This is a genomic window from Candidatus Bathyarchaeota archaeon, from assembly GCA_026014685.1.
Taxonomy (GTDB): Archaea; Thermoproteota; Bathyarchaeia; order Bathyarchaeales; family Bathycorpusculaceae; genus Bathycorpusculum.
On the sequence record JAOZHW010000007.1, the window covers coordinates 83322 to 105300 of the forward strand.

Annotated in this window: 28 protein-coding genes and 1 tRNA gene; 13 read left to right on the plus strand and 16 right to left on the minus strand. The window is 48.4% G+C overall.

Annotated features, from left to right (window positions below):
- Window positions 1–149: 149 nt before the first annotated feature.
- On the minus strand, window positions 150–686 hold the full coding sequence (locus NWE96_04720; protein ID MCW3983281.1) for a gamma-glutamyl-gamma-aminobutyrate hydrolase family protein: 537 nt from the start codon (window positions 684–686) through the stop codon (window positions 150–152).
- 17 nt (window positions 687–703) lie between these two features.
- Complete coding sequence (locus NWE96_04725) at window positions 704–1384, minus strand: TIGR00289 family protein (protein MCW3983282.1); 681 nt, start codon at window positions 1382–1384, stop codon at window positions 704–706.
- A gap of 96 nt (window positions 1385–1480) precedes the next feature.
- Here NWE96_04725 and NWE96_04730 point away from each other — a divergent pair, with 96 nt between their 5' ends.
- Window positions 1481–2053, plus strand: a complete 573-nt coding sequence (locus tag NWE96_04730; GenBank protein ID MCW3983283.1) for an NAD(P)H-dependent oxidoreductase — start codon at window positions 1481–1483, stop codon at window positions 2051–2053.
- The gene (locus tag NWE96_04735) at window positions 2050–2736 is read left to right on the plus strand and encodes a hypothetical protein (protein MCW3983284.1); all 687 of its coding nucleotides are present in this window, start codon (window positions 2050–2052) and stop codon (window positions 2734–2736) included. The genes NWE96_04730 and NWE96_04735 overlap by 4 nt, the downstream gene beginning before the upstream one ends.
- Before the next feature lie 19 nt (window positions 2737–2755).
- Here the strand turns inward: NWE96_04735 and NWE96_04740 are convergent, their stop codons facing one another.
- The 4 genes from NWE96_04740 to NWE96_04755 all read right to left on the minus strand — a co-directional run bounded on the left by NWE96_04740 (window position 2756) and on the right by NWE96_04755 (window position 6346).
- Complete coding sequence (locus tag NWE96_04740; protein MCW3983285.1) at window positions 2756–3940, minus strand: ACT domain-containing protein; 1185 nt, start codon at window positions 3938–3940, stop codon at window positions 2756–2758.
- Between the two features lie 83 nt (window positions 3941–4023).
- Window positions 4024–4302: a hypothetical protein gene (locus tag NWE96_04745; protein MCW3983286.1), complete on the minus strand. Its 279-nt coding sequence runs from the start codon at window positions 4300–4302 to the stop codon at window positions 4024–4026.
- A gap of 98 nt (window positions 4303–4400) precedes the next feature.
- Entirely contained in the window at window positions 4401–4706 is a 306-nt protein-coding gene (locus NWE96_04750; protein ID MCW3983287.1) for a DUF1622 domain-containing protein, read from the minus strand.
- 302 nt (window positions 4707–5008) lie between these two features.
- Entirely contained in the window at window positions 5009–6346 is a 1338-nt protein-coding gene (locus NWE96_04755) for a serine hydroxymethyltransferase (protein ID MCW3983288.1), read from the minus strand.
- 113 nt (window positions 6347–6459) lie between these two features.
- On the opposite strand from NWE96_04755, the gene NWE96_04760 reads away from it, so the two are divergent.
- Both NWE96_04760 and cgi121 read left to right on the plus strand, forming a co-directional pair.
- Complete coding sequence (locus NWE96_04760; GenBank protein MCW3983289.1) at window positions 6460–7344, plus strand: phosphoribosyltransferase; 885 nt, start codon at window positions 6460–6462, stop codon at window positions 7342–7344.
- Window positions 7341–7904: a KEOPS complex subunit Cgi121 gene (gene cgi121, locus NWE96_04765; protein ID MCW3983290.1), complete on the plus strand. Its 564-nt coding sequence runs from the start codon at window positions 7341–7343 to the stop codon at window positions 7902–7904. Before NWE96_04760 ends, cgi121 begins: the two co-directional genes overlap by 4 nt.
- On the opposite strand, the gene NWE96_04770 is transcribed toward cgi121, so the two are convergent.
- Window positions 7901–8428 carry a THUMP domain-containing protein gene (locus tag NWE96_04770; GenBank protein MCW3983291.1) on the minus strand — a complete coding sequence of 176 codons (528 nt, stop codon included), beginning with the start codon at window positions 8426–8428 and terminating at the stop codon, window positions 7901–7903. The two genes, cgi121 and NWE96_04770, sit on opposite strands and share 4 nt — an antisense overlap.
- Before the next feature lie 184 nt (window positions 8429–8612).
- Here NWE96_04770 and NWE96_04775 point away from each other — a divergent pair, with 184 nt between their 5' ends.
- The 3 genes from NWE96_04775 (at window position 8613) to NWE96_04785 (ending at window position 10689) form a co-directional block, all read left to right on the plus strand.
- Window positions 8613–10103 (plus strand): 2-isopropylmalate synthase, encoded by a 1491-nt coding sequence (locus NWE96_04775; protein MCW3983292.1) that lies wholly within the window; start codon window positions 8613–8615, stop codon window positions 10101–10103.
- Between the two features lie 106 nt (window positions 10104–10209).
- Window positions 10210–10461 carry a hypothetical protein gene (locus NWE96_04780; protein ID MCW3983293.1) on the plus strand — a complete coding sequence of 84 codons (252 nt, stop codon included), beginning with the start codon at window positions 10210–10212 and terminating at the stop codon, window positions 10459–10461.
- A 119-nt stretch (window positions 10462–10580) separates the two neighbouring features.
- Window positions 10581–10689 (plus strand) — tRNA-Met (locus NWE96_04785).
- An 11-nt stretch (window positions 10690–10700) separates the two neighbouring features.
- Here the strand turns inward: NWE96_04785 and NWE96_04790 are convergent.
- On the minus strand, window positions 10701–11165 hold the full coding sequence (locus NWE96_04790; protein MCW3983294.1) for a flavodoxin family protein: 465 nt from the start codon (window positions 11163–11165) through the stop codon (window positions 10701–10703).
- A gap of 120 nt (window positions 11166–11285) precedes the next feature.
- Here NWE96_04790 and NWE96_04795 point away from each other — a divergent pair, with 120 nt between their 5' ends.
- The 4 genes from NWE96_04795 (at window position 11286) to NWE96_04810 (ending at window position 14062) form a co-directional block, all read left to right on the plus strand.
- Complete coding sequence (locus NWE96_04795; GenBank protein MCW3983295.1) at window positions 11286–11498, plus strand: AbrB/MazE/SpoVT family DNA-binding domain-containing protein; 213 nt, start codon at window positions 11286–11288, stop codon at window positions 11496–11498.
- On the plus strand, window positions 11455–11862 hold the full coding sequence (locus NWE96_04800) for a type II toxin-antitoxin system VapC family toxin (GenBank protein ID MCW3983296.1): 408 nt from the start codon (window positions 11455–11457) through the stop codon (window positions 11860–11862). Before NWE96_04795 ends, NWE96_04800 begins: the two co-directional genes overlap by 44 nt.
- 152 nt (window positions 11863–12014) lie before the next feature.
- Window positions 12015–12455 carry a heavy metal-binding domain-containing protein gene (locus NWE96_04805; protein ID MCW3983297.1) on the plus strand — a complete coding sequence of 147 codons (441 nt, stop codon included), beginning with the start codon at window positions 12015–12017 and terminating at the stop codon, window positions 12453–12455.
- Between the two features lie 26 nt (window positions 12456–12481).
- Window positions 12482–14062 (plus strand): long-chain fatty acid--CoA ligase, encoded by a 1581-nt coding sequence (locus NWE96_04810; protein MCW3983298.1) that lies wholly within the window; start codon window positions 12482–12484, stop codon window positions 14060–14062.
- Window positions 14063–14171: 109 nt separating this feature from the next.
- Here NWE96_04810 and NWE96_04815 read toward each other — a convergent pair whose 3' ends face one another.
- The 5 genes from NWE96_04815 to NWE96_04835 form a co-directional block, all read right to left on the minus strand.
- Entirely contained in the window at window positions 14172–14474 is a 303-nt protein-coding gene (locus NWE96_04815; protein ID MCW3983299.1) for a cupin domain-containing protein, read from the minus strand.
- Between the two features lie 44 nt (window positions 14475–14518).
- Complete coding sequence (locus tag NWE96_04820) at window positions 14519–14794, minus strand: hypothetical protein (GenBank protein ID MCW3983300.1); 276 nt, start codon at window positions 14792–14794, stop codon at window positions 14519–14521.
- A gap of 481 nt (window positions 14795–15275) precedes the next feature.
- On the minus strand, window positions 15276–15587 hold the full coding sequence (locus NWE96_04825; protein ID MCW3983301.1) for a hypothetical protein: 312 nt from the start codon (window positions 15585–15587) through the stop codon (window positions 15276–15278).
- Window positions 15588–15661: 74 nt separating this feature from the next.
- A complete protein-coding gene (gene gdhA, locus NWE96_04830) occupies window positions 15662–17002 on the minus strand; it encodes an NADP-specific glutamate dehydrogenase (protein ID MCW3983302.1) in 1341 nt (446 codons plus the stop codon).
- Between the two features lie 24 nt (window positions 17003–17026).
- Window positions 17027–17332 (minus strand): hypothetical protein, encoded by a 306-nt coding sequence (locus NWE96_04835; GenBank protein MCW3983303.1) that lies wholly within the window; start codon window positions 17330–17332, stop codon window positions 17027–17029.
- 175 nt (window positions 17333–17507) lie between these two features.
- Here NWE96_04835 and NWE96_04840 point away from each other — a divergent pair, with 175 nt between their 5' ends.
- Window positions 17508–17990 (plus strand): Lrp/AsnC family transcriptional regulator, encoded by a 483-nt coding sequence (locus NWE96_04840; protein MCW3983304.1) that lies wholly within the window; start codon window positions 17508–17510, stop codon window positions 17988–17990.
- Entirely contained in the window at window positions 17953–18447 is a 495-nt protein-coding gene (locus tag NWE96_04845; GenBank protein MCW3983305.1) for an Lrp/AsnC family transcriptional regulator, read from the plus strand. Before NWE96_04840 ends, NWE96_04845 begins: the two co-directional genes overlap by 38 nt.
- Before the next feature lie 92 nt (window positions 18448–18539).
- Here NWE96_04845 and NWE96_04850 read toward each other — a convergent pair whose 3' ends face one another.
- The 3 genes from NWE96_04850 to NWE96_04860 are packed head-to-tail and all read right to left on the minus strand — an operon-like array spanning window position 18540 to window position 21977.
- On the minus strand, window positions 18540–19349 hold the full coding sequence (locus NWE96_04850) for a hypothetical protein (GenBank protein MCW3983306.1): 810 nt from the start codon (window positions 19347–19349) through the stop codon (window positions 18540–18542).
- A 4-nt stretch (window positions 19350–19353) separates the two neighbouring features.
- On the minus strand, window positions 19354–20865 hold the full coding sequence (locus tag NWE96_04855) for a glutamate synthase-related protein (protein MCW3983307.1): 1512 nt from the start codon (window positions 20863–20865) through the stop codon (window positions 19354–19356).
- Window positions 20865–21977, minus strand: coding sequence for a glutamine amidotransferase family protein (locus NWE96_04860; protein MCW3983308.1), 1113 nt, complete (start codon window positions 21975–21977; stop codon window positions 20865–20867). The genes NWE96_04855 and NWE96_04860 overlap by 1 nt, the downstream gene beginning before the upstream one ends.
- Window positions 21978–21979 lie beyond the last annotated feature (2 nt).

The window sequence follows — 21979 nt, forward strand, 5'->3', positions numbered from 1 at the left end:
CGCTAAGATTAGAAAAGAGGAAAAGAATAGAATGAGGGCTTTATGCATATGTCATATTTGGTTAACTTTTGATTAAAAGTTTACTCAGTTTTCTGATAGGATGCGTTCCAAGGAGTGCATACGACCTTGCTTGCATGGCGGTTGAACAATTAAATTCCTACCCTGCTTTCGACGAACCGTTTTAGGATGTCGGGGTTGCGGACTTCGGGGTGGAATAGGACGCCGTAGAGGGGTTTTTGTTTGTGTTTTATGGCTTGGATGCACTCTTTAGATTCTGCTATTACATCAAAGGTTGGGGATGGCAAGACTGTGTAGCTGTGGAGCGAGTATGCTTGGAAAGTGCCGCTGAAGAGCGGGTTTTCTTTTGTGGTGGTGATTTCGGTCATGCCTACCTGCTGGCAGGCACGGAGGTTTTCGCCGTAGACTTTTGCGATGGTTTGCATGCCCGCGCAGATGCCCAAAATCGGCTTTTGGGAGGTTTTTATCCATTGGAAACGGTCGAGGCGTTTTAGGAATTCGAAGTCTTTGAGGGGGGTTCCTGAGAGGATTATGTGGCTGTAACCGTCGATTTCTGAGTGCTGTAGTTCCAAGTAATGCCTGACTGCACATGGCTCAAGGGGCTTAACAGCAGCTAGAATCGGCGAGACGAATTCGGTGTAAGCCAGCGAATCCTTCCGCCAGTTCAAATCCACAACAAGCACCGTCACTTGGAAACCAGCCTCGCCTCTTTAATTACGTAAACGCCTGAACTGCCACTCCACTCCACCACAGCGTTGGCAACTTCGATACGCCTCTTAAACAGGGGCGCATCAAGAACCGTGGTTTCGATTTCTCCACCTTCCCCTGACGGACTGATACCGTATTTGCCCTCCAACTCCACCAACCGCGCGACGATTGTGGAGTCGATTTGTCTGCCAAGCCACGTCTGGTCCAGTGGGTAAGCAAAAACTCCTGATATGATAACTTGATACTTTTTTGCGATTAGGGTTTCCAGCAGTGCTTTTTGGTCTGTTTTCCAGAGCGGGTTGAACTGCCAGAGGTCTAATCGGTTGCAGATGCGCTGGACGCGGGAGGCTTGGTAGACGGATTCGACTGCGCCCGTGACAACCCCCTCGATTCCGAACCTGCCTTTGGCTTCGGCGATGGCGCACTCTAAATCGGCGAGTTCCTCTTCCTTTCTGCCCTCGGTCTCCACCCTAACCAGCGGCAACCCCAAAGCCTGCGCCTGCAACGCTGAAACGTCGATGTTGGGCGTGTGAAACATGAAGCTCTCCTTATTCTTCGAAACCACAGTGATGAGGCAGGCTACCTGTTCTTTCTCCGCAGCCAAATGCAACGCGAGAGTGGAGTCTTTGCCTCCTGAAAATAACACGCCGAGCTTCATTTGAAAACTATTTAGAACGTAACCTGCTTATATACAGATAGTTGGTTATTTTTATTTACTAGTAAATGAAAATCGTTTACTTAGAGTCTGTTTTATTTGGAAATCGTTGTGCTAAACGATGCAAGAAAACAAGATGACAAAGTGGACCAAACGGCCCAAACCCTAACAGACACCCTGACCCCTTTCGGTCATGTTTCTCTTTATCGTTTACGGGACATTCAAGTGGGCGACTGTTTGGGCTGTTTTGGCTGCTCGACAAAAACCCCTGGAAAATGCGTCATCAACGATGATGCACAAGAAATAATCAACAAACTCCCCTTAACCGACCTAAGTGTATATGTGTCTCCTGTGGTTTTCGGCGGTTACTCCTACGAACTCAAAAAAGTCCTAGACCGCCAAATCTGCGGTATACTACCGTTTTTCCACAAAGTAAAAGGAGAGTTACATCATCCACAGCGTTACAACAAAATCGGCAAACTCGCAGCGATCGGCGTTCTACCAAAACCCGACCCGCAAGCCGAAGAAATCTTTCGCACCCTGCTCTACCGAAATTCACTCAACAAACAAGCCAGCCGTCACGCAACCGCCTTCATCTACTACAAAGATACCGAAGAACAGGGTGAAGGGAAAATCAGTCAGTTGCTTGCAGCGTTGGAGATAAAAGTATGAGTCACTCCGCGTCGCTTCTAGTTGCTAGTCCCCGCTGTTTTAGCAGTACCTCTTTCTCTTTAGGTTCCTACTTGCTCGATAAGCTTCAAGAAGCAGGCTACACAACCGCCAAGCACCATGTTCAATCGGCCCATCATCAACTTTTTGTGGAAAAAGAGTTACTCGCATCAGTGGCTGACTGCGACTTGCTAATAGTCGCTTTCCCTCTCTACATCGATTGTCTGCCCGCTCCCTTGATTTTGATGCTGGAAAAAATCGCAGCCCAACGCAAAAATAACCCAACACCTAAACCTCAGCGGATGGCGGCAATCGTCAACAACGGTTTCCCCGAAGCAGCACAGAACAACACTGCATTGGCAATCTGCCGCCAATTCGCCTACGAAACAGGCATAGCGTGGGCGGGAGGGTTGAGTTTGGGTGGTGGCGCGGTGTTTAACGGTGCATCGCTAAAAGAGGCAGGGTTCCTCGGTCGGAACGTTGTTAAAGCACTCGATTTAGCCGCAGTTGACTTGACAGGTGGTAAACCGATTTCTCAAGAGGCTGCGGCGTATATGGCTAAACCCATTATTCCACGGTGGCTGTTTTTGTGGGCGGCTAACCGCAGCTGGAAAAGCATGGCTAAAAAGCACGGAGTCGAAAAGAACCTCAAAGATAAACCTAAACAAAACTTTAATAAAAAATAAGGAAAAGGAAAATTGCCGTTTAGGCTTTGACGTTGCAGACGTTGGGGACGGCTTTGAGTTTGGCTACGATTTCAGGGGTAACGGCTTGATGCAGTACGTAGACGCTTATAGCGTAGCCTTTGTTGATTTGGCGGCTGTAGTTGGCGCGGATGTTTATGTTGCAGTCAGCAAGCACCTTATCGATGTTAGCGAACACGCCTGGCACGTCATGGTGATGGATGAAGAGTGTGAAAATCTCCTTCTCTTCTACCTCGATTGATTCGCCTGCGTTGACGGCGTTGGTGAAGTCTCCGCCCAACAGGTACCCGCTGAGTACCCGAGCGATTTCAGTCGAGGTTTCCCGCTGCGCTTCGACGGTGGATGCACCGAGGTGGCTGCTCAACACGACGTTGTCGAGTTCTTTGAGTTTGTCGTTGAAGGGGTCGTTTTCTGCTTTGGGTTCCTCTTTGTAGACGTCTGCTGCGTAGCCGCCGATTTTGCCGTCTTTGAGGGCTGCGTAGAGAGCTTGCTGGTCAATGTTGTTGCCGCGGCTGGTGTTGATGATGTAGGCTGTAGGTTTCATGACGGCGAGTTCACTGGCGCCGATGATGACGTCTTTACCGCCTGTGTGGACACTTATGTAGTCGGCTACTTTTAGAACGTCTTCTTTTGTGGCGAGGAATTTGATGCCGCTCTCAGGGCAGGGTTTAATGTCGTAACCTACGACTTCCATGTTGAAGCCGAGTTTAGCAATCTGGGCGACTCTCTGCCCGATTCTGCCGCAGCCGATTAAGCCTAAGGTTTTGCCGTTGAGTTCTCTGCCCTCCAGCTTCTTTTTGATCCAAACTCCGTTTTTGAGGAAATGATGAGACTGCGGCGTGTTACGGGAAATACAAAGCATCAGATCTATGGTTAATTCTGCCACGGCGTTTGTGCTGCCGTACGGCGCGATTTTTACGACTATGCCGTTTTCTGATGCTGCTGCTACGTCGATGTTGTCGTATCCTACGCCTGCGCGTCCGATGATTTTGAGTTTTCCCTTAGCGCCTGCCTCGATGACTTCGCGGGTGACTTTGGTGGCGCTTCTAACCACGAGCGCGTCGAACTGGCCGATTTCGGCAACCAGTTGCGTGGGGTCACGTTTTTTGGTGTCGGTTTCTATGCCTGCTTCTTGGAAGATCGCTAAGCCTTCCTTCTCTAAACCATCGTTTAACAGTACTTTCATGACAAATGTTCACCTTGAATGTTAGCTAAGACTGAGATTGCACGTGTAGCCTAATAAAGCTCTCTACAAAAAACCGTGTCTGTCTACTTTGCTTTCTTCGTTTTCGGTGTAGTTAAGCGTGTGGCTGCGATGTCGTAGGTGGATTTAATGTGGCAGTAGGGACATTTGAGGTCGCGGTAGTTGCGTCGAATCAGAGAGGTTATGGTTGCGCCTGGGATCCAGTGGAAGTTGAAGCTTTTTTTGCAGTTAGGGCAAGTTAAGCGTGAAGTGTAGTGAGGACCGTATCTGGGCAAAATAAAGAAGAGCAGAACAAATCCTATTGCTACGGCGATGAATAGCCCAGAGATTAGGTCGATTGACATGAGTTTTCATTTGCTAAAACGTCATGGTCTGTTAATTAATGTTTAGGCAAAACCACACTAATCCCAGTTTGGCAGGGGTTGAGCTGAAAAAGCGGGAGTTACTCGGTTTCGGTGGCTCCATGCCAACGCCGCTCTAAATACAAAATCAAACTAAACAACCCCCTGCTGAAAATAACCAAAATCAACAACGTAAACTCCTCATAAGTGCGCACGGCAACAGTGCGTATGATTTCTGCCCCGATGAAAAAGTTCAAGCTCAAAGTCAAGTAGCTTGAAAGGTAACGCGTCGAGTAGGTGTGCTTGTAGGGGTTAGCCAGCTTAATCTGGATAAAACGAATCGTCACCAACAGTGCCCCGTAGATTAGAACGCCTCCCCCGAAGAGGTAAAGCACATCAGTCGCCAACGTGAGGACGACGTAGATTGCGTCGTAGATGGCGCCGCCTGAAACGTAGGTGGTTCCTGAGAGTAACCTGACGAAGTCGGGGTAGATGAAGCTGATTATGGCGCCTACAGTGGCAGTTATTACGATTGTGAGGGATTAACGCTAACGATAGGGTGCTTACGCCTGCTGGTTTATGCTGAGGGGGTTGCTGTGTTTCCAAAATGGGCACTCTGCGCTTACTTGAACTAAGGCGGGTTTAGTTTATAAATCTGCCCAAAAGAGCTTGCCTGCTTCTAAGGGTTGAAAAGAGGTTGAAGCCAACTTTAGGGCTTTTTGACGTATTTTAGGGCTTCATCAACGCTTTGGAAACCGTATTTGACGCCAGAAAACTCTTTCTTAAGCGCCAACACATCAACCTTAACCTCAGCGGGACTACGTTTGCCCTTGATTACATCCAGCATCAAGTCGCAGAGGTGTTTGATGTCGCCTTCGCGGAAACCGCGGCGAGTGATGTCTTGGAACCCAACGCGTAGACCTGAGGGGTTCTCTTTGGTGTCTTGGTCGTCGTAGGGCAGCAGGTTTTTGTTGAGGATGATGTTTGCGTCTTCGAGGTCTTGGGCGATTTTATTGCCGCCGCCGAACGCTCGAATGTCAAGGGCTATTTGGTGGCTGCGTGTGAAGCCTTTATGTTCAGCTATGACTTTGACGCCGTTTTCGTAAAGGTACTGCCCAGCGGTTTGGGCGTTTTTGACGATTTGGGTGGCTAGTTCTTTACCGAAGAGCTTCATTTCGAGACAGGCGATACCTAATGCGGGCAGTCTGCCGAGGTGCGTGCTGGAAGCGGTTAAGGGGAAGACGGCATGCTGGATTTTCCGCACCGCCTTCTCTTTGGCGGGTGTATCTGGGTTGCCCATGATGACGCCACCCTGTGGACCTGGAAAAGTCTTGTGAGTGGAAGAAGTGATAAAATCAGCGCCTTCGCGCAATGGGTCTTGGAATTGGCCGCCTGCAATCAAACCCAAAACGTGCGCGGCGTCGTAGGCTATGTATGCGCCTACTTCGTCGCAGACTTCTTTGAGTTCTTTTATTGGGTGTGGAAAGAGGAAGAGGCTGCCGCCGAAGGTGACGATGCCGGGTTTCGCGGCGCGGATAACGTAGGCGGATTTTTCGGCGTCTATGTTGAATTCTTTTAGGTCGTAGACGTGGTTGATGTTGTCTATTCCAAGTATGCTGCCTGCTAAACCCGTGTAGTCGTGGCTTATGTGGGCACCGCAGCTTAAGGGGGTGACGACCATTTTGTTGTTTCTGGAAGCCATCGATAAGCCTTTGAATGTGGCTGTGTTGGCGTGGGTACCTGAGATTAAACGGACATCGGCCCATGACGCGCCAAAAAGGTTTTTGACTGCGTCGCATGCGAGGTCTTCGATTTGGGACATGTATTTTTGCCCTTGATAGTAACGTTTCTTAACGTGCCCCGCCATGTCGTTGTCGCCTTCCGCGTATCGGGTGGCGAGGTCGTGGCTCATGTCCAGCATTTGGCAGACAGCGGGTGACTTGATGCCTTCGCTTGCGATCATGTTTATGCATTCTTTGTCGCGGTACTGCTCATGCTTTTTGGATGCTTCGATTAAGTCAACGATTAATTCGGGCATATCTGTCATTTGGTTGATCCCACGCTGAATATCAACGCATGTGGGCTTTGTTGTATTTAGCCGTTACTGGATGCAGCGGGGTATTCAAAGGATGCAGCTTAATTTAGGAGCGGCAACGCTTTGTGAGTGTAAAAGTCTTGTCGCAGTCTTCTTCGCTGAGTTTTCATGTTCAAACCAGCAATAACAGTTCAAGAATCACCTTTTTTTCTTTATATAAGGGAGGGGAGGTACACTTTGAGACGTCGCGTGATTCCAGCTGGTGCGGATACGGAACCGTATGCCCCCTAAACTGTGAGTTCATAGAAAAAATTGCTTCGCACTTCTCTCAATTAGTTGTGTTATGTTTACGTGCAATCGCAATCACCACTCGTATCGAAAGGCTTAACAGAACCCAAAAACCAAATTCCCCTAAAGAGGCACCAACAATACAGTACGAAATCCCCACATGGAACCAAATCTACGACATACTCATAGCGCAGGCTCAGAAAATCCAGACTTCACTCTTCAACCCCGAGCTCATTGTAGCGATAGCACGTGGCGGCTTAGTTCCTGCCCGTATTTTGGCGGATTTGCTTGAAGTAACGCAGATTGCGACCTTACAGGTTGAGTTCTATGTGGATATAGCTCAAACAAAAGCGGAACCCACAATAAAACATGCACTCACCGCGCCTGTGCAAGGTAAAAAGGTGCTTCTGGTAGATGACATCGCGGACACAGGAAAAAGCCTGCAAGTAACCGAAAAATACCTCAAAAATCAGGGTGCCCAAGAAGTCAGGTGTGCAACAATCTACTTTAAACCTCAAAGTGTCAAAAAACCTGACTATTTCGAGAAGGAAACTGACAGTTGGGTTATTTTTCCTTGGGACACTAAAGAAACGCTGCGTTGCATAACCAGAAAACAGTTAGGGAAACGGCAAGCTAATCAAGAAATTCAAAAAATTGTAAAAGCAGGTTTACCCAAACAGTTAGCTGACAAACTCTTAAGCGGAATGCAGGAGCCAAAATGATGCTGCAGCAAATCGAAGAATTCGGTAAATACGTCGAAATCACAGGTTACCGAAACATATCTTTCAGTAAAGTTGATGAGTTCTTAAAAGCTAACCGCAAACAAAACAACCTGCACGTAGAAGTCCAGTTTTTTGAAGCTGACCTGATCGCAACACAGGAACACCTCTACTTTGCAGTCCTCAACGCTTTGCAAGCCTTTCACAGCAAAACCAACAAATCCAAAAGCGTTGCCATGGAAACCATGCTGTATGCGGCAGCGCAGCGGCAAATCCAGAAAGCCATCGACAAAATCGGCGTTAAACCTGAAACTAAAGCAATGGCGGTAGTGGTTGTAGGCAGCAGCCCCAAATGTGTGGAAGCGATGATAAAAGAGTTAACCTCGTGTGTTGGCAGTGAACCTGACGATTCAGTTCTCAAACTAACCAAACCTAAGCAACAAAAAATCAAGGAAACATTCCAAATATCCGCTGAGCAACTAAAAACCCAACCAGTCACCACAGAAGAGGCGCTGGTTAACTTGGTAATCGAAGACGTAGCCCTTCTTTCAACGCAACTTTAGAGGATTTTCTCTTTCACAACACCCAAAACATCGTTTGGATGAATCAGCGAAACCCCAGTCAAAGCCCCCAACACCTCAACCTGAATTACCCAATCAGGGTTTTTGAGATCAACACGAGCTTTTATGTCGCCCACTGCTGCTTCGATGAGGTCTTTTGTGTGCAGTTCAGTGAAACGTTTCTCGACGGTAACACGGAAACTCTGTGTTTCGCCAATTTTTGTCGCCAACTCCGCGGTTGCCTTCTTGATTTCCTCCAAATCCGTGGGTACAACCCGTTGAATAGGCACGATACGCAGGGCATAACGGAACATATAGGGTCGCTCTGTGAGGATGCTGTGGAATTTCTCTATGACTGCGATGGGGTCAAGTGCAGTTTTGGCGACTATTAAGCCGCGGATTTTGGTTTTGCTTGCTTTAGCTTCGGCGTCGCCTAATTCGTCTTTTAGGAGGTAAACGATTTCGTGGGTCATGGCTTTCTCGTTGCCGCGTGCAGTGGTGGCTAAGAGGTTAAAGTCGCTAATCATAAAGTTCATCTGCACAAGAAAGGGGAAGCTGGTTATTTTTGCTTTATGCACAAATTGTCAAAGGAGGCTTGAAAGGAAAGTATGAATTTGTAATACCATAAATCTTATATCCCTGCTTCGCGCTGAGCAATGGAGAGATGACCTTAAATGGGGTATCGCTTTATTCAACCGCTTCCCTAAAACCGTGAAATTTTTAGACACCACCCTGCGGGATGGTGAACAAACACCCGGAGTCAGTCTGATTCCTGAAAACAAACTAAGGATAGCCCAGAGGCTAGACGAACTCGGTGTGGACGTTATCGAAGCTGGGTTCGCCGCAGTCAGCGAGGGCGAAATGGAGGCAGTGTCGCTTATTGCCAAGCAGGGCTTGCGAGCTGAAGTTAGTAGCGCAGGCAGAGGCACCAAAGGCGACATCGATGCCGTCATCAAAAGCGGCGCCTCCACGATGAGCATGATCATACCCACCTCAGACTTACACATTGAGTGTAAACTCCGCAAAACCCGCGAGCAAGTGCTCAAAATAACTGAGGACTGTGTGCGGTACGCTAAAGCCCACGGATTGATCGTGGAGTTGTTGGCGGAAGATGCGACACGCTCAGACTTTGCATACTTAACCAAAGTGTTCCAAACCGCGGTAGATGCAGGTGTGGATCGCGTTACGCCCTGCGACACAGTCGGTTACTTAACCCCTGAACGTACCGTGGAGTTCTTCGCTAAACTAAAAGAAACAATCAAGGTGCCGATTGGAGTACACTGCCACAACGACTTTGGCATGGCAGTAGCCAACTCGGTTGCAGCGCTCGGAGTCGGGGTTGAACAGTGCCACGCCACAATCAACGGCTTAGGCGAACGTGCAGGTAACGCGGCGCTTGAGGAAATCGTGGTCGCCCTGCGCACGTTCTACAAACTGGACCTCAACATCAAAACTGAGTTGCTCTACAGCACCAGCCAACTGGTCAGCCGTTTAACAGGCGTTCATGTGCAGCCCAACAAAGCAGTAGTTGGAGAAAACGCCTTCACACACGAATCAGGCATACACACCCAAGGCGTCCTAGCAAACCCCCTCACGTACGAACCCATCGCACCTGAACTCGTCGGTTGCAAACGGCGCATTGCACCGGGCAAACACAGCGGCTCAAACGCTATTCGAAACGACCTTGCTAACATGGGTCTTAAACCCAGCGAAGAGCAGTTCAAAGAGATCATGCTGCGCATCAAGGAACTCGGCGACAAAGGCAAAGCAGTCATGGATGCAGATGTCTTAGCCATAGCTGAAACCGTTATGGGGTTGAGTGGTGAAAAGCCGATTTGGCTTGAGGAACTCACGTTCGTCGGAGGCAACAAAGTTACTGCGACGGCGTCGGTTCGGCTTAAAGTGCAGGGCAAAGAGGTTTGGGGTAGCGCTATCGGAGTGGGTCCCGTCGATGCAGCCATTAACGCTGTTAAGGCAGCTATCGCTGAAACTGAGCCTATCACGCTGGAGCAGTACAACGTTAAGGCGATTACTGGTGGCACAGACGCCATGGTTGAAGTTGTCGTTCATCTTCGTAAGGGAAACCGTACTGTGACGGCGATGGGTGTCAGAGAAGACATCGTCAAGGCCAGCATGGATGCGGTTATTTCAGGTATGAACGTGCTTAAGACGGATTACAACGGCAAAGCACAGAAACCATGACCCTGTCTCCTTTTTTGTTCAGCGTTTTGTGTCTGTGTTTTGCGGCAAACGATAAATAACTGTGACGCCGAATAGCACCTGTTTGTCTGCCAAACAGGACTCGTACATGAAGCAAACAACAAAACCCCGCGACATCAACCCAAAAACCCTACTCGGCAACCTACTCCTAACCGCCTTCATCTTCGGAACCATCGGCATAGCCCTAAAATTCACCACATACTTCAACCACTGGATATACTTCTCCGCCTTCCCAAACGCCCTCGACAGCACCTTCCTAATCCTAAGCGTAACCTACTACGCAGCATACATCATCCACAAAAACAAACAAAACCAAACCAAAACAAAAAAACCAAAATAGACCACACCAAAATTTTGACAGAAACACTCCCTTTTCACCCAAACCCCCAAGTCACCTTAAAAGTTTAAATCAAAGAAATCAGACTAAACAATCCGACACCACCATTTTGAGCGGTGTTTGCCGGGGTAGCCTAGCCTGGCTAGGGCGCCAGACTCATAATCTGGAGAACAAAGGTGGCCAAACGCCCATGTCCAGAAGTCGCGGGCTCGAATCCCGCCCCCGGCACCATCCAACTGTTTTTAGAGGGGGTGTTTTAGGTTTTGGGCGAATGTTTCTGCTTTTTGGAGGTCTTCTTGGTTGGGTCTGCCTTTGTTCATACCGCCTATGTGTTTGAGGAAGCTGTTGGTGTTGAAGCCGTGGCAGTTGAATTCATCGACGATGGTGTAGCCTTTGGTTTGGAGTTTTTCTCGCAGGGAGGTGTGGATTTTGGTTTTGTATTTTGTGTTTGAGACTCCGCTGGTTGAGAAAATGAAGGCTTTCTTGCCGTTGACGTTGGGGAGTTGGTCGGCGAAGTCAAGTAGCGGCTTGTAGTGTTTTCCGCTATCGATTCCAGCGCCAAACCCAACTAAATCATACCCCTCAAGCCCAGACGGGTTAGCATGCTGAGGCGTAACTATTTCTGCATCCAGAATCCTTGCGAAGACATCCGCAACTTTCTGAGTGTTTAGGTGATGATATGAATATACAACTAGCAATGTTTTCATGTTTAGTTAACCTTTTTTTGGGGGGGTGCTGTTCGTTTAGTTGTTTGAAGGGTGTAATTAACTTTTTAGCATAAGCAAGTTTTATATCGATACGCATACCGTTATACGGTGTGGTTAACGATGGAAACGGTGACTGTTTCAAAAAAATACCAAATCGTAATCCCAGAAAAACTCCGCAAAAAAGCAGGCATCAAACCAGGCGACAAAATGGTCGCCATAACAAAACACGGCATCATCCAATACATCCCCGTACGTCCTATAAAAGAAACCGAAGGATTCATCCCTGGACTTGACACCGAAAACCTCCGCGACGAGTCTGACCGCATTGATTAGCATAGACATCTCCGGCTGGATTGAACGGTTCACAAAGGGACCCAAAGCAGCAAAATACAAAACCGTAATCGAATCCACCAAACCCAAAGACATCGTCACCTCGGTTGTGGTGCTCTATGAAGTTTACAAGAAAATCAAAAAGCTCAAAGGCGAAGAAGAAGCCCTCTTGGCAGTCGCAGCACTAAGCCAAACCACAGTGGTTCCCATCGACCAGACAATATCTCTTGAAGCCGCAGATTACAGCCTTGAGTATAGCTTGCATTTCTCAGACGCCCTTGTTTACGCCACAGCCAGACACTACAAAGCCCAACTCTATACAAGCGACGACGATTTAAGACCACTAAAAATGGTATGCTTCATCTAACTACAATTCCAGAACAAAAACTGTGGACAAGGTTTAGGTGCCCTCATAAAAATTGTTTTTCTATCTCAGTGACGGCTTAAGTACTGCATAAGCATAAAAGAAACAAACCATGACATAACAATCAAAAACAGCTCTCACTTAAGGTGAACAAGATGAATTGCCCCCGATGTGGAAACAATGTTCCCGACGGCGCAAACTACTGCAGCAAATGCGGCGCCCAACTAACCCCAACCACACCCTTCCTAATCGTAACAACCCCCACAATAGCAGGGTATAGGATCAAAAAAGTACTGGGCTTAGTCACCGGCTTAACACCCCGCACCAGAGGTATATTCGGCAAATTCATCGCTGGTTTTGAGTCGATGGCTGGCGGCGAAGTAACCGCTTTTACCTCTGAGATGGAGAAGGCACGTTGGGAAGCCATTGAACGGGCAAAAGCACGGGCTATGGCTCTTGGCGCTAACGCAATAATAGGCATCGACGTGGAGACATCTGATTTGGGCTTGCAGAATGGGGTTGTGTTGTTTTCGGCCACGGGAACTGCCGTTGTGATTGAGCCTGACGTTGAAGAGGGCAAAGTTGTGCCGCTCTAAACCTTGTTGCTGGAGTGCAGCTGACTTTGAATGACTCGAAGCCTTGGTTAAAAAATTGGCCTCACGGAGTACCTAAACACATAGAATACCACACAGTTCCCCTGCATATGCTTCTTCATCAAGCAGCCAAAAACCAACCCAAAAAAACCGCCATAACATGCGGCACCCAAGAAATCACCTACTCCGAACTCGATTTGCTCTCAAACCAGTTTGCCAACGCACTCATCTCCAGATTTGGGGTGCAAAAAGGCGAATGCGTTGCACTCTATTTGCCCAATGTGCCCCAGTTTGTTATAGCTTATTTTGGTGCTCTAAAGACGGGTGCTGCGGTGACAGCGATTAGTCCGCTTCATCGAGAACGGGAAGTGGAATATCAACTGAGAGATTCAGGGGCTGAAACCATCGTTACACTCGACACACTCTACCCAGTTGTGGCAGATGTCCGCGAAAAAACACAACAAAAAAACATCGTAATTTCCCGTATTGGTGAATACGGCTTTTTTGGGGATTTCCAAGAGGGCTTTCCCGAAGAACCACCCGATGTAGAGGTTGACTCAGAAGATTTAGCAGCACTTCAGTACACGGGAGGCACCACTGGAACGGCCAAAGGCGCTATGCTTACCCATTACAACTTGGTTTCAAACGCCCAAGCATTCGCCGCGATGATACAAGCAAAAAGCAGCGACATCTTCCTGACTGCTTTGCCTCTTTTCCACATCTACGGCATGACGACGAGCATGGCCACACCCATAAGTGTAGCCGCAAAAATGGTGCTTATGCCCAAGTTTGAACCCGCCAAAGTCCTCGAAAGCATCCAGAAGCACAAAGTCACTGTCTTCTGCGGCGTCCCCACCATGTACCAATACCTGCTCGCCAACCCTGACCTATCCAAATACAATTTAAAGTCGATTCGAGCCTGCATTTCAGGGGCTACTTCGATGCCGCCGCAAGTGCAGAAGCAATTCATGGAGGTTACAGGCGGATTTTTAGCGGAAGGATATGGATTAACCGAAGCATCCCCAGTTACCCACTGTAATCCAGTTGACAAAGCGCGGCTGCACGTTGGCTCGATTGGGTTGCCTCTGCCTGATACAGACGCAAAAATCGTCGATTTAGAGACGGGGAAAAAGACGCTTGCGGTTGGGGAGGTGGGCGAGTTGGCAGTTACAGGTCCGCAAATCATGAGCTGTTACTGGCAGAAACCCACCGAAACCTCACATGTGCTCCGCTCGGGTTGGCTTCTCACTGGCGACATCGCCCGCATGGATGCAGACGGCTACTTCTATATCGTCGACCGCAAAAAAGACCTTATCAAACACAAAGGCTTCAGCGTCTACCCGCGGGAACTTGAAGATGTACTCTATGAGCATCCAGCAGTGAAGCTTTGTGCAGTCGTGGGCAAAGCTGATGCAGAGGCTGGTGAGGTCCCAAAGGCGTTTGTCGTTCTCAAAGAAGGCAGAGCTGTCTTAGCTGAGGATTTGATGACCTATGTTAACACAAAAGTCGCTTCGTACAAGGCAATCCGCGAGGTCGAATTCAGAAAAGAATTACCACTTAGTGCGGCGGGTAAGGTTTTGAGGAGACAACTAAAAGAACAGCAAAACTAGCAGGAACCACGCGACGTCTCAAAGTGTACCTCCCCTCCCTTATATAAAGAACAAAAAATTTCGATGTTGCTTTCATCGAAGCCCAGCTGCCAATAAAATGGGGAAGGAGCTACTTCTTTAGCTCCATCACAACTAAATCAACAATCGAATCCCCAATGTTGATTGCCTCATGGTTTTGTGCCTCAAGAAAAACCACCTGCCCCTGCGCCAAGTCGATGTCGCTAGAAGAGCCCGAAGAGGTGGTAAGCCTTAGTTTTCCGCCTTTTAGTACATAGACGACGTGTTCTGGGTGTCGGTGCATGGGCGCTTTGTCACCGGGGTTAAAGGTTACCTGAAGTACTCTTACGCGGTCGTTTTCGTTTATGGCTCTGTAGACGTTTGAAGCAGCAACCAAAGGATCCAAATTACTCATACTTTGCAACAGTTCACCTCCTTTTGACGCTGAAAAGAGGCTGCTTAGGAGTCTTGGGCGTCTTCTTTAGCTAATTCTACCGAAACGTCATCATCGTGGCCGGCGGCTTTCTTGCGTGTTTCTTTTTTGCTGGGTGGCTCTTGTTCTCTGCCTACCATGAAGCCTTCTTCGGCTGCGGTTATGTCGTCTTCTTCAAGCATGGTTTCTCGGACGTCAGTGTCGTAGATGTCTTCGGTTAATTCCTCTTTTTCCTCTTTAGAGGGAGGTGGCCCGTCGTAGAAGTATGGCGGGGGTTTTTTCGCCTTTTTTCTAGAACTCATGCTGTAGCCTCTTTGGAAATTGACGCTTTAGCTCTCGATTAGAATGAGTTTAACGCTGTTTTATTGGTATGTGACTGGAAGTTAACAGTCACAAAACAAGGAGGGACTGTTTAGAATGCGGTTTCCTAAGTGCTTTGGGATACTTTGGCCCAGTAGTATCTTTCAGCTTTGTAGCAATCGTAACATAAGTACCTGTCATCAAGCATGTATTCAGGGTGGATGTCACCACAACCAGCGCATTTGGTCTCAAGTGACGAATCATACTCGACTGAGGCCTCTGTGGTCTGAATATTTTGTTTGTTTTTTTTGCTACTGCTGGACATATTTGAAGGCATGATAGTTACCTTACATCAATTGTGCAGAAATTGCCTTAAAAAAGTATTGAACATTAAATGGATGTAAATATAGGTAAAAAATGAAACATATATCCGACGTGTTAACTACGCAAAGATTGAAAAAAAAAAGGTTTAAAGATGATTTGCTAAACTGACTCTTCGCACACTACTTCATCAACGGCAGCTTCAGGTTCGCGTCCGGCAATCTTGAGTACATTAGATACATCGAACTGATGCACCAAAGTACATCGACAGATGTGCCCTGTTTCCTCTTTAACTAAGCTGCCTTCAACGGCGGGTCTGTTGTCAAAAACAGGGCCGAATTCGGGGTGAACAAGTTGCTTAGGAATGGGTTTTCCAGCTTCCACTACCCAAGTGTAACCGTCCAATGCCTTGCATGTTGGGCACACATCTGAATCCTTCTGGGTTCGCCAAATGATTCTAAGCGTTATTGACATGGCATAGGTCTTCCTGTTCATTCCCCGATTTCGACTTTTGATTTCACGTTTATGCATTCCAGTTTACGTTATGGTTACACAACGCCTTGGTCCACCATTGAATCTGCGACCTTCACAAAGCCGCCGATGTTTGCGCCTTTAACGTAGTTTATGGAGTCTCCTTCTTTGCCGTATTTAACGCAGGTTTCATGGATGGATTTCATGATTTGTCGTAAACGCGCGTCCACTTCTTCCCGTGTCCAAGACAAGCGCATGCTATTCTGTGACATCTCTAGTCCTGAAGTGGCTACACCACCGGCGTTTGCGGCTTTTCCCTGTCCATATAGGACTTCGTTTTCTAGGAACACTTTGACGCCTTGGGGCTCCGTCGGCATGTTAGCGCCTTCGCATACGCACATACAATCGTTTTTTACAAGGGTTTTAGCTGCTTCTCCGCATATTTCGTTCTGTGTAGCACAAGGTAGGGCTACATCGCATTCGATTTCCCAGGGTCGTTTGCCTTCAAGGTACACCGCGTTCTTGTATTTGGTTATGTACTCTTTTATGCGGCCTCGTTTGTTGTTCTTTAGATCCATAACAAATGCTAGTTTAGCGCCCGAAATGCCTTCTGAATCGTAAATGGTTCCGTCGCTATCCGATAAGGTGACGACTTTTCCGCCGAGTTGGGTTACTTTTTCTACAGCATACTGAGCTACGTTTCCTGAACCAGAAATGCAAACGGTTTTGCCTTTGAAGCTTTCACCCTTTAATTTCAGCATTTCTTCAGCAAAGTAAGCTACGCCGTAACCTGTGGCTTCTGGTCGAATTAAGCTGCCGCCCCAGTTGAGGCCTTTTCCAGTTAATACACCTGTGAACTCGTTTTGAATTTTCTTGTACATGCCGAACATGTATCCGATTTCTCTTCCACCTACGCCTATGTCGCCTGCTGGTACGTCTAGGTTTGGTCCGACGTGGCGTTGGAGTTCCATCATGAAGTTCTGGCAGAAACGCATGACTTCGGCGTCGCTTTTGCCTTTGGGGTCGAAGTCTGAGCCGCCTTTTGCTCCTCCCATTGGTAGGGTGGTTAAGGAGTTTTTGAAAACTTGTTCAAAGGCTAAGAATTTTAGGATGCTGAGGTTGACGGTTGGGTGGAAGCGGAGGCCGCCTTTGTAGGGTCCGATGGCGCTGTTCATCTGGATACGGTAGCCTTTGTTTACTTTTACTTCTCCTTTGTCGTTTACCCATGTTACTCTGAACATGATTACGCGTTCAGGTTCAACTATGCGTTCCAAAATGTTTGCTGACTGATATTTTGGGGTGCTTTCAATTACTGGCCAAACAGAATTTATAACTTCTTCGACTGCTTGGTGAAATTCTGGTTGGTTGGGGTTTTTTTCTTTTACGTATGTCATGAAGTCTTCGGGGGATTTATACATGTTTTATTCACAGCTCGTCTTTTGTTAATTGCTGACTATGCGTATGCTGTCAAAGCTTAGCGGTGAATCTTTGAGGCTATCAGAGGAGAAGGCGATTTCGTAGGCGTCTTTTGAGCCACAGGCGGGACAGGACCTGATGCGGTGCTTACAGCTTTGGCAGGCTTCAGATTCCTGACCGAATTGGAGGTACACGTCGTCTTTTCCTTCGATTGCCCCAGCGAATATTCCGATTACTTCGACCCAAGTTTTTCCGCAGTGTGAGCAAGCGAATCTTTTCTTGATACCATGCTCAAGTTTCTCGACTTGTTCAAACACTTTTTCTGATCGCATGTGCAGCCACAGTGTAAGATATTTACAGGTAATATATAATATTTTGTAGGACATTTTACTGCAAGTTGTCTATATTTTAAGATATATTTAGCAAAAACTGCGACAATTTAGCCTGTATTAAATAGGAACATTTTATATCTATAACTACAAGGTTATCAATACAGAAGGGAGCAAAATGGCCACAAAACTAGACGACATCGACATAGCAATCATCAGAGCCCTCCAAAAAGACGCCCGCGTCAGCTTTGCCTCAATCGCCAAGAACTGCAACGTCTCCGTTGACACAATCAGCAAAAGATTCAAAAAACTCGAAGGCCTGGGCGTGGCGAGGGGAACAACCGTTCTGTTGAACCCTAAAAGTTTTGGTTATGACTGTGTGGCTAGCTTCGGCATACGCGCTGACTTCTCACACATCAATGAGATACTGCAGTTCATAAAGAAAATGCCCGACATCGTTTTCTCCACCCAAACTATGGGTAGACACAGCATCTTTGCGTTGGTTATCGTTAAAAACGTGGCGAAACTCAACGAAATCAAAGAAACGATAAAGGGGCATCCGATGGTTAGAGAAATAATTACAAGCATCTGGGTTAGCGACATACTGCTCTGCCCTTCAAACTTTGATCTGTCAATGGCAGGAGAGGCTAAAACTGGATAAAATCGACCTCTACATAATTGAACAATTAACCAAAGACGCCCGCACCCCTTTTCGTCAAATTGCAGCGGCCTTAAACGTTTCACCCGACACCATAATTGACCGATACAACGCTATTCAACAAAAAGGCATCATCCGAGGATCCACAATAGTGCTTAACCCTAAAGAAATCGGATACAACGCCATGGCAGTTTTCATGATTGACATCTCGCCAGCTGAGGAAGGTAAAGCGCAGTTTGATTCTTTTTCTATACTGGAAACCGTCATAAAAATGAAAGACATCATTGTGGCTTCAAAAACCGTTGGAGATTACGATCTTATGGCTATTGGAGTGATAAAAGACATCCAGCACCTGTTCGCGGTTAGAGATGAAATCGCAGCTATCCCCGGCGTTAAAGATATGGAGATTTCTTTCTGGAGCGAAATAACTGAACTTTCACCGAAGTACTTTGTAATTTAAGATTAAGTTGCCCTCTGTTTGCTCTTGCGCTACTTGTCTATGCGGCATATAGATGCGTCAAGTATAGAGAAGAAAATAATTGAAAAAGGGGTTTAATGCGAAAACAGCTTCGCATACGGTCTGCTCGACAAGGGCAGGATTTTCTTGAATTTGGCTGCAAGGATGGCTTTGGGGTCGCCGCCGAAGTGGCTACAGTACTCATTAACTAAGCCCTCGATGACTGCCATGTCACGTTTGCCGACGTCTTGGACTTTTGTGCCTTCCACTGGGCAGAGGAATTCTCCGCGTTCGTAGATGACGCCGCCGTGCATGCCTGTGCCGACGAAGCGTGCGTTGCATTTTTCGCCTTCTTTGAGGTTTAAGCCTAAGACGCAGATGATGCCGCCCGCCATGTACTCGGCTAAAAAGTCGCCTGCAGTTTCGCCGACAACTATCGTCGGGACTTTCTTTTGGTACTGTTTCATGTGGATGCCGACGCGGTAGCCGACGTAGTCTTTGACGAAGATTTTGCCGCCTCGCATGCTGTGGCCTGTGACGTCGCCTGCGTGTCCGTGGATGACGATTTGGCCTTCGTTCATGGTGTTGCCGCAGCCGTCTTGTGCGTTGCCATACACGGTGATTTGTGGACCGTTGTTGAATGCACCTAAGTCGTTGCCGGGGGTGCCGTAGATGTCAAGTTTCACGGGGGTGTTTAGGTCGGTGCCGAGATAGCGTTGGCCGCAGACGTTGTAAACCTCGATTTTTTCTACATCATCGCCTTGGTTTACTGCGCGCAGTATTGCGTTGAGGTCTTTGTAGTATAGGTCGCATGCGTCGATTTTGACGGTTTTTCCGCTGTGGGTTATGCGTAATTGGTATTTGGGGTCGATTTCTGAGGGGTTACTTCTTGGGGGTACCTGCATAGTTTTATTCTCCTGCCATTTTTAAGCCCAAAATTTTGAGCTCTTGATCTGATAAGCCAACCCCGCGCAGTGCCAATCTGTTGCCTCGGAGGCTTTCGATGGCGTTTATGCCCATGCCGCCCATCATGTCTTTGATTTCTAAGCTCCAACTCTGCAGCAAATTGACTAGCCGCTTTGTGGCGATGTCGGGGTTGACACGTTTGCCAATCCAGGGGTCGCTTGTGGTGATGCCCCAAGGACATTTGCCTGTGAAGCATCGTTGGCAGACTGTGCAGCCGATGGCGACGAGGGCCGCTGTACCGATGTAAACTGCATCTGCGCCTAAGGCGATGGCTTTGAAAACGTCTGAGGCGCTTCTAAAGCCGCCTGCAGCTACGATGGAGGCTTGGTTGCGTATGCCTTCGTCTCGGAGCCGCTGGTCAACTTGTGCTAAGGCGAGTTCGATGGGTATGCCGACGTTGTCTCGGATGACTTTTGGTGCTGCGCCTGTTGCGCCGCGGACGCCGTCCATGGCGACTATGTCTGCGCCTGCGCGGACGATGCCGCTTGCGATGGCTGCTATGTTGTGGACTGCTGCAACTTTGACTGAGACAGGTTTGGTGTAGTTGGTGGCTTCTTTTAATGCGTAGATGAGTTGGCGGAGGTCTTCGATAGAGTAGATGTCGTGCTGCGGATAGGGGGACAACGCGTCAGTTCCTGTAGGGATCATTCGGGTTTTGGCAACTGGTTCGGTGACTTTTTCTCCGGGCAAGTGACCGCCGATGCCTGGTTTTGCGCCCTGCCCGATTTTGATTTCGACAGCTGCACCTGAGTCTAGATATTTAGGGTGGACACCGAATCTGCCTGACGCAACCTGCACGATGGTGTGGTCGCCGTATTGGTAGAGGCTCTGGTCTAAGCCGCCTTCGCCCGTGTTGTAGTAGGTGCCGCATTCTGAGGCTGCCCGTGCGAGTGCAGTATGGACGTTTAGGCTGATGGCGCCATATGACATGGCGGAGAACATTATTGGGGTGTCGAGGCGGAGTTGTGGTGTGAGTTGGGTTTTGAGTTCGGGTACGCCGTCTTTGTAGTCGATTTCTATGTGGTCGGGTTTGCTTCCCAGATAGGTTCGGATTTCCATGGGTTCACGCAAGGGGTCGATGGAGGGGTTGGTGACTTGGCTGGCGTTTAGGAGGATACGGTCCCAGTAGTTGAAGGCTGGTTTGTCGTTGCCCATACCGGTAATTTGGACTGCGCCGCTTTCGGAGGCTTTCTTGAGATCGCGGATGGCTTCCACGGTCCAGTTGGCGTTTTCGCGGTTGGCGTTGGGGTTCTTTTTGACGGTTATGGCGTTTGTGGGGCACATGGTTACGCAGCGTTGGCAGTTGACGCAGGTGGAGTCTTTGCTAACTATGGTATCGGATTCGGGGTCGTAGCAGTGCGTTTCGTAGGTGCATTGGTTAACGCAGACTTTGCAACGTATGCACCGTCTTGGATCACGTTCAACGAGGTATTCGGGGATTACGTAAGTTTTCATTACTGTACACCTTTCATGTTTTTCAGTCTACAAATGACAGGCTCGCCGCCGCGTGGCGCCCAGAACTTATCAAGCTGAGGCGAAACAAGCCGCATCGCAGCCTCCTCTGAGGAAATAAACTGGAAGTCGCCTCGGCTACCGGCAACCATGGGTCGCAGTTTGATGCGGTCACCCAACCCAATCATTTCGCCGTGGTGGGCGATGACTATGCCGAAGGGGCCGTTCATTAAGAGACTGCCGTATGTTTGTCGGAGCGCTCGTAGCAAGTTGGCTTTTTTGGGTTCCATCTGGTCTATTTCATCCCAGAGCGGCGCCGCCAGTACTTGGGCAACCAACTCCACAGGCAGATGCTGCCGCCGCATGAGCAAGTCCACTGCGTACGCGAGCACCTCAGTGTCTGTTTGCATAGTGCATTTGTAACCGAACATTTCGAGGTAGCGGCGGTTTATGCCGTAACTGGAGAGTTCACCGTTGTGGACTACTGTCCAGTCGAGGATGTTGAATGGGTGTGCTCCGCCCCACCAGCCAGGTGTGTTGGTTGGGAAACGGCTATGGCAGCTCCAGAGGTAACCTTGGTAGTCTTCGAGGCAAAAGAATTCTGCTACATCTTCGGGGAAGCCGACGCCTTTAAAGACGCCCATGTCTTTGCCGCTGCTAAACACGAATGCTTTGCCTGTTTCGGTGTTAACGCGCATTATAGCTTCGATTACGTAGTCTTCTTCTGATTGTCTTTCGGGGCGGTTCTTTTTGGGTGCCGCGAAGTAGCGCCAAACCACGGGGGGGTCGCGTACGTTTGCGGGTTTGGTCTGCATCTCTTCGTCGTAGATGATTTCGAATCTGGAAGCTAGGATGCGGTCTGTTTTTTCTTTAGCCTCTCTACTGAGGTACATGACGTGGAATGCGTAGTAATCTTTGAATTGCGGGTAGATGCCGTAGACTGCGAATCCGCCACCTAAACCGTTACCACGATCATGCATGTTTGCCATGGCGCGAACAGGGTCTTTGCTGCCGAAGCGGTCGCCGTTAGTGTTCATCATGGCGAATATGCCGCAGGCTGCGAAGTCTTTATCGTCGCCGTATGGGTTCATAATTTTTCTGTCGTACTCGTCCATCT

Excerpts from the sequence above, each read along its gene's own strand:
- NWE96_04725 (MCW3983282.1), bottom strand. The coding sequence starts at position 1,384 with ATGAAGCTCGGCGTGTTATTTTCAGGAGGCAAAGACTCCACTCTCGCG.
- NWE96_04735 (MCW3983284.1), top strand. The coding sequence starts at position 2,050 with ATGAGTCACTCCGCGTCGCTTCTAGTTGCTAGTCCCCGCTGTTTTAGC.
- NWE96_04740 (MCW3983285.1), bottom strand. The coding sequence starts at position 3,940 with ATGAAAGTACTGTTAAACGATGGTTTAGAGAAGGAAGGCTTAGCGATC.
- NWE96_04745 (MCW3983286.1), bottom strand. The coding sequence starts at position 4,302 with ATGTCAATCGACCTAATCTCTGGGCTATTCATCGCCGTAGCAATAGGA.
- NWE96_04755 (MCW3983288.1), bottom strand. The coding sequence starts at position 6,346 with ATGACAGATATGCCCGAATTAATCGTTGACTTAATCGAAGCATCCAAA.
- cgi121 (MCW3983290.1), top strand. The coding sequence starts at position 7,341 with ATGATGCTGCAGCAAATCGAAGAATTCGGTAAATACGTCGAAATCACA.
- NWE96_04770 (MCW3983291.1), bottom strand. The coding sequence starts at position 8,428 with ATGATTAGCGACTTTAACCTCTTAGCCACCACTGCACGCGGCAACGAG.
- NWE96_04780 (MCW3983293.1), top strand. The coding sequence starts at position 10,210 with ATGAAGCAAACAACAAAACCCCGCGACATCAACCCAAAAACCCTACTC.
- NWE96_04790 (MCW3983294.1), bottom strand. The coding sequence starts at position 11,165 with ATGAAAACATTGCTAGTTGTATATTCATATCATCACCTAAACACTCAG.
- NWE96_04795 (MCW3983295.1), top strand. The coding sequence starts at position 11,286 with ATGGAAACGGTGACTGTTTCAAAAAAATACCAAATCGTAATCCCAGAA.
- NWE96_04805 (MCW3983297.1), top strand. The coding sequence starts at position 12,015 with ATGAATTGCCCCCGATGTGGAAACAATGTTCCCGACGGCGCAAACTAC.
- NWE96_04815 (MCW3983299.1), bottom strand. The coding sequence starts at position 14,474 with ATGAGTAATTTGGATCCTTTGGTTGCTGCTTCAAACGTCTACAGAGCC.
- NWE96_04820 (MCW3983300.1), bottom strand. The coding sequence starts at position 14,794 with ATGAGTTCTAGAAAAAAGGCGAAAAAACCCCCGCCATACTTCTACGAC.
- NWE96_04825 (MCW3983301.1), bottom strand. The coding sequence starts at position 15,587 with ATGTCAATAACGCTTAGAATCATTTGGCGAACCCAGAAGGATTCAGAT.
- gdhA (MCW3983302.1), bottom strand. The coding sequence starts at position 17,002 with ATGTATAAATCCCCCGAAGACTTCATGACATACGTAAAAGAAAAAAAC.
- NWE96_04835 (MCW3983303.1), bottom strand. The coding sequence starts at position 17,332 with ATGCGATCAGAAAAAGTGTTTGAACAAGTCGAGAAACTTGAGCATGGT.
- NWE96_04840 (MCW3983304.1), top strand. The coding sequence starts at position 17,508 with ATGGCCACAAAACTAGACGACATCGACATAGCAATCATCAGAGCCCTC.
- NWE96_04850 (MCW3983306.1), bottom strand. The coding sequence starts at position 19,349 with ATGCAGGTACCCCCAAGAAGTAACCCCTCAGAAATCGACCCCAAATAC.
- NWE96_04855 (MCW3983307.1), bottom strand. The coding sequence starts at position 20,865 with ATGAAAACTTACGTAATCCCCGAATACCTCGTTGAACGTGATCCAAGA.
- NWE96_04860 (MCW3983308.1), bottom strand. The coding sequence starts at position 21,977 with ATGGACGAGTACGACAGAAAAATTATGAACCCATACGGCGACGATAAA.